The sequence below is a fragment of the Arthrobacter sp. Y3223164 genome, from assembly GCF_059091005.1.
Genome location: NZ_JBNHGF010000426.1, coordinates 1 through 2,204, shown reverse-complemented (window position 1 = coordinate 2,204; position 2,204 = coordinate 1). Strand labels below are relative to the sequence as shown.

Sequence of the window (2,204 nt, the reverse complement as noted above, 5' to 3'; positions counted from 1 at the left end):
GCCCGGGCCCACGCGCCGAGGCGCTGTCCCGTCCATACGCGGGGCTGGTCGCGGGGCGCCGGCGAAGGTCCTGCCGCTGGTTAACGCGAGTGGCGCCGCTCCCCTGGTGCGGGGAACGGCGCCGTCGACGACTGCGGGATTACCGCTTGTAGTTCGGTGCCTCCACGGTCATCATGATGTCGTGCGGGTGGGACTCCTTCAGCCCCGCCGCTGTGATCCGCACGAACTTGCCCTTGGCCTTCAGCTCGGCGATGTTGCGGGCACCGGTGTAGAACATGGTCTGGCGCAGGCCGCCGACCAGCTGGTGCGCGACGGCCGAGAGCGGGCCGCGGTAGGGCACCTGGCCTTCGATGCCCTCGGGGATCAGCTTCTCGTCGTCGGGCACGTCGGCCTGGAAGTAGCGGTCCTTGGAGTAGGAGGTGTTCTTCCCGCGCGTCTGCATGGCCCCCAGCGAGCCCATGCCGCGGTAGGCCTTGAACTGCTTGCCGTTGACGAACACCAGGTCCCCCGGGGATTCCGCGGCGCCGGCCAGCAGCGAGCCGAGCATCACCGTGTCCGCGCCGGCGACCAGGGCCTTGCCGATGTCGCCGGAGTGCTGCAGGCCGCCGTCGGCAATCACCGGGATGCCCGCCGGGATGGCCGCCTTGGCCGACTCGTAGATCGCCGTGATCTGCGGTACGCCAACGCCGGCGACCACCCGGGTGGTGCAGATGGAGCCCGGGCCCACGCCCACCTTGATGGCGTCGGCGCCGGCGTCGACCAGTGCCTGCGCGCCCTCACGGGTGGCGGCCTGGCCGCCGATCACGTCCACGTGGGCCGCGGCCGGGTCCTTCTTCAGCCGGGCGATCATGTCCAGCACGCCCTGGCTGTGGCCGTTGGCGGTGTCCACCACGAGGACGTCCACGCCGGCCTCGATCATGGTCATCGAGCGCTCGTAGCCGTCGCCGAAGAAGCCCACAGCCGCGCCGACGCGCAGCCGGCCGTCGTCGTCCTTGGTGGCCAGCGGGTACTGCTCCGCCTTGTCGAAGTCCTTGACGGTGATCAGGCCCTGCAGCATGCCGGCGTCGTCCACCAGCGGGAGTTTCTCAATCCGGTTCTTGCCCAGCAGTTCGATGACTTCCGGGCGGCTGATGCCCACCTTGCCCGTGATCAGCGGCATGGAGGTCATCACCTCGTGCACCTTGGTGGTGGGATAGTCGGCGCGGGGCACGAAACGGGTGTCGCGGTTGGTGCAGATGCCCACCAGCTTGCCCTCGGAGTCCACCACGGGCAGTCCGGACACGCGGTAGTTGTAGCAAAGTTCGTCCAGTTCGGCCAGCGTGGCGTCCGGGGCGATGGTCACCGGGTTGGTGATCATGCCGGACTCGCTGCGCTTGACCCGGTCCACGTGCTCGGCCTGGTCCTGGATGGACAGGTTGCGGTGGATGACGCCCAGGCCGCCCTGGCGCGCCATGGCGATGGCCATCCGCGATTCCGTCACGGTATCCATGGCGGCGGAGAGGAGCGGGGTCTGGACCGTGATCCGGCGGGTCAGGCGGGAGCTGGTATCGGCCTCGGACGGAATCACATCCGTCGGGCCGGGCAGCAGGAGCACGTCGTCGTAGGTCAGACCCTCGAAAGCGAACGGATTGAATTCTTCGGACACTGCAGGGCCTTTCGAGCGATACCGGTGGCGGCCGCCGGTCACCGACAGCGGGGATCGGGTTCCGGGGTTGGTTACATCCTAAAACGATTCCGCCCTGCCCACTATTTCCCGCGGCAACCGATGTGGCGGAGCTAACGTGCGCGCCCGGCGCCGGGGCTTCCACCACCCCGGACCCCACGACGACGGAGGGGACCCTGCACTGGCAGGATCCCCTCCGGACGGGCGAAGCCCGACCAACAGCCGGCGGCGTGCGCTAGTGCTGGTGGTTGTGCCCGTCCTCTTCGGCCGGCTTCTCGACGACCAGGGTTTCGGTGGTCAGCACCAGTGCCGCGATCGAGGCCGCGTTGCGCAGCGCCGAGCGGGTCACCTTCACCGGGTCGATGATGCCCGCGGCGACGAGGTCCTCGTATTCGCCGGTGGCGGCGTTGAAGCCGTTATTGAGCTCCATGTCGCCCACCTTGGAGACGACGACCATGCCCTCGTGGCCGGCGTTTTCGGCGATCCAGCGCAGCGGCTGGGCCAGCGCGCGGCGGACCAGGCCGACGGCGGTGGCTGCGTC

At 69.2% G+C, this 2,204-nt stretch carries 2 protein-coding genes; both read right to left on the bottom strand.

From position 1 onward, the window contains the following. Positions 1 to 139: 139 nt before the first annotated feature. Positions 140 to 1,645 carry an IMP dehydrogenase gene (gene guaB, locus AC5RUJ_RS14965; RefSeq protein WP_494000392.1) on the bottom strand — a complete coding sequence of 502 codons (1,506 nt, stop codon included), beginning with the start codon at positions 1,643 to 1,645 and terminating at the stop codon, positions 140 to 142. A gap of 253 nt (positions 1,646 to 1,898) precedes the next feature. Further along, positions 1,899 to 2,204 (bottom strand): TCP-1/cpn60 chaperonin family protein (locus AC5RUJ_RS14960; protein ID WP_494156109.1); only part of this gene is annotated, 306 nt, incomplete at its 5' end.